Annotated in this window: 5 protein-coding genes; 1 reads left to right on the top strand and 4 read right to left on the bottom strand. The window is 50.3% G+C overall.

All coding sequences use genetic code 11. The features are described 5' to 3' along the window. Window positions 1-108: 108 nt before the first annotated feature. Entirely contained in the window at window positions 109-1,779 is a 1,671-nt protein-coding gene (locus CLV60_RS27255) for a glutamine--tRNA ligase/YqeY domain fusion protein (RefSeq protein WP_106598557.1), read from the bottom strand. Window positions 1,780-1,883: 104 nt separating this feature from the next. Between CLV60_RS27255 and truA the strand changes: the two genes are divergently transcribed. Next, window positions 1,884-2,630 (top strand): tRNA pseudouridine(38-40) synthase TruA, encoded by a 747-nt coding sequence (gene truA, locus CLV60_RS27250; protein WP_106598556.1) that lies wholly within the window; start codon window positions 1,884-1,886, stop codon window positions 2,628-2,630. Here truA and CLV60_RS27245 read toward each other — a convergent pair. The 3 genes from CLV60_RS27245 to CLV60_RS27235 all read right to left on the bottom strand — a co-directional run bounded on the left by CLV60_RS27245 (window position 2,623) and on the right by CLV60_RS27235 (window position 6,712). Then, entirely contained in the window at window positions 2,623-4,218 is a 1,596-nt protein-coding gene (locus CLV60_RS27245) for an aldehyde dehydrogenase (NADP(+)) (RefSeq protein ID WP_106598555.1), read from the bottom strand. The genes truA and CLV60_RS27245 overlap by 8 nt on opposite strands. A 101-nt stretch (window positions 4,219-4,319) precedes the next feature. After that, on the bottom strand, window positions 4,320-5,282 hold the full coding sequence (locus CLV60_RS27240; protein ID WP_106598554.1) for an AAA family ATPase: 963 nt from the start codon (window positions 5,280-5,282) through the stop codon (window positions 4,320-4,322). Between the two features lie 56 nt (window positions 5,283-5,338). Next, on the bottom strand, window positions 5,339-6,712 hold the full coding sequence (locus tag CLV60_RS27235) for a peptidylprolyl isomerase (protein WP_106598553.1): 1,374 nt from the start codon (window positions 6,710-6,712) through the stop codon (window positions 5,339-5,341). Window positions 6,713-6,769: the final 57 nt, after the last annotated feature.

The raw sequence follows: 6,769 nt of genomic DNA, 5'->3' as shown, positions 1-6,769 counted from the left end.
TGACCCCTTGTTAATTTAACCAGGCTTCTATCAGTCTCAAAAATCCAAAAAGCCTATTTACAGCCAAATTGACTCGGGCCTTTTTAGTCAGCCCCAAGAAGATTAATTTCAGTTGCCAGCTTTCGCCCAGTTATCGCGCAGTGTCGATGTTCGGTTAAAGACCAGCTTATCGGCTGTGCTGTCCGGGTCTTTAGCGAAATAGCCTTTTCTGAGGAATTGGAATGATTCGCCTTCTTTGGCTTCCAGCAATGCCGGTTCTGCATAGCCGGTGATCACGTGCAGTGAATCCGGATTAAGGTAATCTTTGAAATCACCGTCTTCGGACGACGGATCTTCAACCGAGAAGAGGCGGTCGTACAACCGTACTTCAATTTCAGCAGCATGCACCGCCGAAACCCAGTGCAAAGTTCCTTTTACATTAATGCCGGTCGTATCCTGGCCGCTTTTGCTGTTTTCAATGTAAGTACAGCGTACCTCGGTGATTTCGCCGTTCTCGTCTTTTACAAAATCATCGCATTGGATAATGTAAGCGCCTTTCAGACGCACCATTTTGCCGGGAGCCAGGCGGAAGTATTTTTTAGACGGTATTTCCATGAAATCTTCTTTTTCAATGAAAATCTCACGGGTGAAAGGAATTTCGCGGTTGCCGGTCGAAATATCTTCCGGGTTGTTTTCGCTGTGGCACATTTCGGTAACGCCTTCCGGGAAGTTGGTGATCACCACTTTCAGCGGATCGAGCACAACCATCCGGCGCAATGCCTGTTTATTCAAATCCTCACGCACACAGAATTCCAGCAACCCTACATCCACCATATTCTCACGTTTGGCAACCCCGATGCGGTCACAGAAATCGCGAATCGCGAATGCGGTGTAGCCGCGGCGGCGCATACCGCTGATTGTCGGCATACGCGGATCATCCCAGCCGCTTACGCGGCCTTCCTGTACCAGTTGGAGCAATTTGCGCTTGCTGGTAACGGTGTAGTTGAGGTTACGGCGGGCAAATTCATATTGATGCGAAGTATAAATGCCGAGTTTTTCGATCAGCCAGTCGTACAGCTCGCGGTGCGGTGCAAATTCCAGCGTACAAATCGAATGCGTGACGGTCTCGATGGCGTCGCTTTGCCCGTGCGCGAAGTCGTACATCGGGTAAATGCACCATTTGTTGCCTGTCCGGTGGTGATGCGCATGCTTAATGCGGTACAAAATAGGATCGCGCATAAGCATATTGATGTGCGCCATGTCGATTCTGGCACGCAGCGTGCGGCTTCCGTCGGGGAAGTTGCCGTTTTTCATTTGTTCGAAAAGTGCAAGGTTCTCTTCCACGCTGCGGTTGCGGTAGGGGCTGTCCTTGCCTGGCTCGGTAGGCGTGCCTTTCAGCGTCGCGATTTCCTCCGACGTGGAGTCATCCACATATGCCAGGCCTTCGTTGATCAGCTTGATCGCATAGCCGTAAAGGGTGTCGAAATAGTCGGAAGCGTAGTTCTCGTTCTCCCATTCAAAACCCAGCCAGCGGATGTCATTCTTGATATTTTCAACGTATTCGGTGTCTTCGGTCACCGGATTGGTATCGTCAAATCGCAGATTGGTATAACCCGGAAATTTCTTGGTCAGCCCGAAATTCAGGCAAATGCTCGTAGCATGCCCAATGTGCAGATAGCCATTGGGTTCGGGGGGAAAGCGTGTAATAATCTGGGTATATTTTCCTGATTGCAGGTCAGCGTCAATAATCTCCTCGATAAAATTCAGGCTTTTCTCTTCTTTTTTGTCTTCCGTAATCATACTAAAATGAAATTTTCCAATTTTCAAAGTTAACCTTCTTCCTGCAAATTCCGCAACCGGGCCGTCGAAATCGTAAATCCGGAGGTTTGGCTTAATTTTGCAAAATGCGCTATTTCCTAGAATTCAGCTACCGCGGCACGGCCTATAACGGCTGGCAGAAACAGAACAATGCATTGGGCGTCCAGCAGGTGCTCGAAGAAGCCCTCGCCAAAGTGTTGCGAATGCCCGTTGAACTTACCGGCAGCAGCCGTACCGATGCAGGTGTACATGCAGAACAGCAATTTGCTCATTTTGATTTACCGGAGGCTGTTAAGGATGCCGATCTGCTGGTTTACAAACTCAACGCACTGATTCCCCGGGATGTGGCGATCCAGCGCATAATCCCGGTGAACGAGGACGTACATTCAAGGTTTGCGGCAACGCACCGCAAGTACGAATACCGTATTACCTATCAGAAAAACCCATTTTTAACCGATTTGGCGACGCAAATGCGGCGGAACCTGGACGTGGCCCGCATGAACGACGCAGCCGCATTGCTGCTTGCGCACAATGATTTTGAAAGTTTCAGCAAGATCCACACGAATGTCAACAACTTTCGCTGTACGATCACCGAATCTCACTGGGTAGAATCTGATGAAATGCTGGTATTCCATGTCAAAGCAAACCGCTTTCTTAGAGGTATGGTGCGCGCATTGGTAGGAACAATGCTGGAAGTCGGGCGCCAAAAGATCACGGTGGCCGATTTTGAGCAAATAATCCTTTCCCGTAACAGAAAAAATGCCGGAGCGCAGGCCCCGGCAGAAGGTTTATTTCTCGTGGAAGTCGGCTATCCCGAATCGTTGTTTAACTGACCGCGTCTTTGGTCTGGACGTTGTCGACGAGCCTGAAAATACCCAGCGGGTTACTGTTTTTCAGTTCATCGGGTAAAAGTGCGTCTGGCCAGTTCTGAAACGATTGCGGTCGGACAAACCGCAGGATCGAATGCCTTCCTACCGAGGTAAACTTGGAATCCGCTGTCGCCGGGAATGGACCGCCGTGGTGGATAGAGGGGCAAACTTCCACGCCGGTAGGCACGCCGTTCATGATAAAGCGGCCGGAAATTTTGGCTAATTGGCGTACGATTTTCGGATAATGCGCGACCTCCGCTTCTTCGGCGATCAATGTGGCTGTGAGTTGTCCTTTTAAATGCGCCAGGGCTTCGTACAATTCATCCGTATCCTCACAAACAATCAGCAATGAGAACGGCCCGAAAACTTCTTCATGTAATTTCGGATTAGCAATGAAAGTTTTACCTGAAACCAACGCAATGGAAGCTGCTGCCTGATTTTGACCTTCTGAATGCAGATCGGAAATAGCCAGTGCGGAAACTTCCGGCTGCTCCAATGCTTCTCCGCGTAGTTTGTAATAGGTTTTACAAATACCCGCTGTCAGCATTGTGGCGGAAGGAGTGTTCAGAATTTCAGTCTTATATGCATTTTGGAATACTTCCAGTCCTTCTGATTTTGTCATAAACACCAATCCCGGATTCGTACAAAACTGCCCTGCACCGAGACTTACCGAGCTAGCCAGCGTTTTGCCGAGTTGCTCCGCGTTGTTTTTCAAATATTGGGGCAAAACCACAATCGGGTTTACGCTGCCCATTTCCGCAAATACCGGAATCGGCTCTTCACGCTCTTGCGCAAGCCGGTACAGTGCCATCCCGCCCCGGTACGAGCCCGTAAACCCGACAGCCTTGCTGGCCGGATGCTTTACCAACGCAGTCCCTACTTCAAATCCATCGTCATACAGCATCGAGAATGTTCCATCGGGCATGCCCGTCCGTTCCGCCGCACGTACGATCGCCTGCGCGGTGAGGTCGCTCACGCCCGGGTGAGCGGGATGGGCTTTGACGATCACCGGGTTGCCCGCTGCCAATGCAGGCCCGGAGTCCACACCAGCCACAGAATAGGCAAATGGAAAGTTGCTCGAACCAAACACGATCACCGGCCCGATCGGGACCAGCATTTTGCGGATATCGGGCTTGGGAACCGGTGAGCGGTCGGGTAGGGCGGTATCAATGGAGGCTTCCACCCAGGAGCCTTCCCGAAGGAGTTGCGCGAACTGGGTGAGCTGGTTGATTGTACGGGCGCGTTCGCCTTGCAACCGGGCGATAGGTAATCCTGTTTCCTGGCTCGCTCTTTCGAGCAGCTGGTCGCCCAATGCAAGTAGTTCCTCGGTAATGGCGATCAGAAAGGCCGCTCGCTCTGCTGCCGGTACTTGCGAGTAGCTATCGAATGCTTTTGCGGCCAGAGCCATAGTTTTATTCACCTCCTCAGTGGTTGCACACTGGAAGGACTCGGGAAGGTAGCTGTCACTTGCTGGTGCGTAAGCTTTAAATTGCTTTTCGCCCTCGGACGATAGCGTATATCCTATGAAGTTTTTACCTTGAATGGTCGTCATTGTGATGATGTGGATTAATTGGTTTTGCCTAAAAAACAAAAGTTTGTGCCATCCGCGAACGACACAAACTTATAATGTTGAAATAGTAAATTCTTACTGGTTTAAAGCAGTCGTCCGATAATATCGTCGACAGAAATACCTTCTGCCTCGGCCTTGAAATTGCGGATAATGCGGTGACGCAATACCGGCAATGCAACCGCTTTCACATCCTCGATATCCGGCGAATATTTTCCCGAAAGCAATGCATTACACTTTGCGGCCAGGATGAGTGACTGCGATGCCCGCGGCCCTGCGCCCCATTCGAGGTAATCGTTGGTGTCCTTGATGGCCAAACTGCCTTTCGGACGGGTTTTATGTACCAGTTTTACCGCGTATTCGATCACGTGGTCGGTCACGGGTACACGGCGTACAAGGTGCTGGAAATCGGTGATTTCTTCTGCTGTGATAACTTTCTGAACCTGGTAACGGATATCGCTGGTCGTATTTTTGACGATATTCACCTCCTCGGCGTACGAAGGATAGTCGAGCTGGATCATGAACATGAAACGGTCCAGCTGCGCTTCGGGCAGGGGATAGGTACCTTCCTGTTCGATCGGGTTTTGCGTAGCCAGTACGAAAAATGGCTTGTCGAGCGGATGTTTGGCACCTGCAATCGTTACCGAGTATTCCTGCATCGCTTCCAGCAACGCGGACTGCGTCTTAGGCGGAGTCCGGTTAATCTCGTCGGCCAGGATAATATTCGCGAAGATTGGGCCTTTGATGAATTTGAAATTCCGGTTCTGATCGAGTGTTTCCGAACCGAGAATATCGGAAGGCATCAAATCGGGCGTAAACTGGATCCGGTTGAAGTTCAGGTCAAGCGAAGAAGCGATGGTCTGGATCAGAAGTGTTTTCGCAAGGCCCGGAACGCCTACCAGCAAGCAGTGTCCCTGGCAAAAAATGGCGGTGAGCAGTCTCTTAACAACTTCATCCTGTCCGATAATCACATTCCCGATTTCACTCCGGATTTTATCATAAGCTACTTTCATAGCTTCGGCAGCTTCTACGTCCGATGAATACTTCACGTTATGTTTGGTTAGATTTTCACTCGTTAAAAGCAATGATTACCGCCATTTTACCGCTATAAATCGTCGGCGTTGGCGGCCAGGCCCAATACTTTACAATTTCTGTATTCCGGTTCGATGCTGATATAAACGTCGCCCTGCGCTTTTTTGAACCACTCTTCCAGCGCATTGTTGCGCTTGTTGCTGAGTACGATCTGCGCCATTTTCTCGTAGTCGTCGTGTAGGTTAGCGGTATGCGGTTCCGATTTGCTTTTGTACCAAAGGATACGCATTGCGCTGCTGCCGTCCTCCAAACGATATGAAACAGGCATGCTCAAATCACCTACTTTCATGGTATCGATCGCGAAATAGAGGGCCGGGTCCATGGAAGCGTCGAGTGTGAGCTTGGATTGTCCTGTACTTCTGTCCTGGATCAACCCGCCCGATTCTGCGGTTTCTTTATCATCGGAGTTATCCAAAGCCGCTTTCGCGAATTTCAACGTATCGCTTTTGATGAGCGTGCGGAGGCTGTCGAGCGCGCGGGTGGCTGAGGTCATATCCGTGCCCTTGTTGTAGTCGGGGCGGAGCAAGATGTGCCTTGCGTGGTATTCGGCACCACGTGTTTCGAGGAGTTTGATCAGGTGAAAACCGAACTGTGATTCGACGATGCCTGACATTTCTCCTGGTTTGAGCCCCAAAGCAGCGCCTTCGAACTCGGGTACCATCGCACCGCGTTTCGCAAAGCCAAGGTCGCCGCCTACTTTCGCGGAACCCAAATCTTCCGAATAAATCTGCGCCAGCATCGCAAAATCTTCGCCTTTTTCAGCCCGCGCTTTCAGGTCCAGCAATTGCTGCCGTAGTTTCTCTTTCTGTTCGCGCGTGACGGTTCCCTTCTTCACAATATGGCCCACTTCCACTTCCGAGGGGATGTAAGGCAAGCTGTCTTTGGGAATCGAGTTGAAGAATTTGCGTACTTCCGCCGGTGTGATCTTCACATTGCCGGAGATTGTGCGCTGCATTTTTTCGACGATTTTCTGCTCTTTCACTTGCTGGCGAAGCTCCCCTTTGAGGTTTTCGACGCTTTTGCCATACGCTTCCACGATGTTCTTCTCTGAACCGAAGCGTTGAATCATGTAGTTCATTTTTGCATTCAGTTCACCGTCCACGTCCTTGTCCTCCACGGTTACTGAGTCGATTTCCGCTTTGGCGAGGAGCATTTTATTGATGATCAGGGATTCCAGCAACTGGCATTTTTCGGGCGCCTGACGTCCTTCGGCCTTGTACTGGTTGTACATCTCTTCCAGCTCCGAATTCAGGATGTAGTGGTTATCGACCCTGGCGATGATCTTGTCAAGGCTCACTCCCTGCTGACCTTGTCCGTAGCTTATCACGCTGATCAGCAGCATGAAAGCGGCTATCAAATGAGCCCCGATCCATTTATTTACTTTCATATTTTTCCTTGTATGCTGATTTGGATTATTGCGGGTTTTATTGAATTAAACTCCTAA

The sequence above is a fragment of the Dyadobacter jiangsuensis genome (assembly GCF_003014695.1).
Classification (GTDB): domain Bacteria; phylum Bacteroidota; class Bacteroidia; order Cytophagales; family Spirosomataceae; genus Dyadobacter; species Dyadobacter jiangsuensis.
This window is presented reverse-complemented; position numbering and strand designations above follow the sequence as displayed.

What these genes read in the sequence shown, in the direction of transcription:
- CLV60_RS27255 (WP_106598557.1), bottom strand. Translation starts at nt 1,779, where the DNA reads ATGATTACGGAAGACAAAAAAGAAGAGAAAAGCCTGAATTTTATCGAG.
- truA (WP_106598556.1), top strand. Translation starts at nt 1,884, where the DNA reads ATGCGCTATTTCCTAGAATTCAGCTACCGCGGCACGGCCTATAACGGC.
- CLV60_RS27245 (WP_106598555.1), bottom strand. Translation starts at nt 4,218, where the DNA reads ATGACGACCATTCAAGGTAAAAACTTCATAGGATATACGCTATCGTCC.
- CLV60_RS27235 (WP_106598553.1), bottom strand. Translation starts at nt 6,712, where the DNA reads ATGAAAGTAAATAAATGGATCGGGGCTCATTTGATAGCCGCTTTCATG.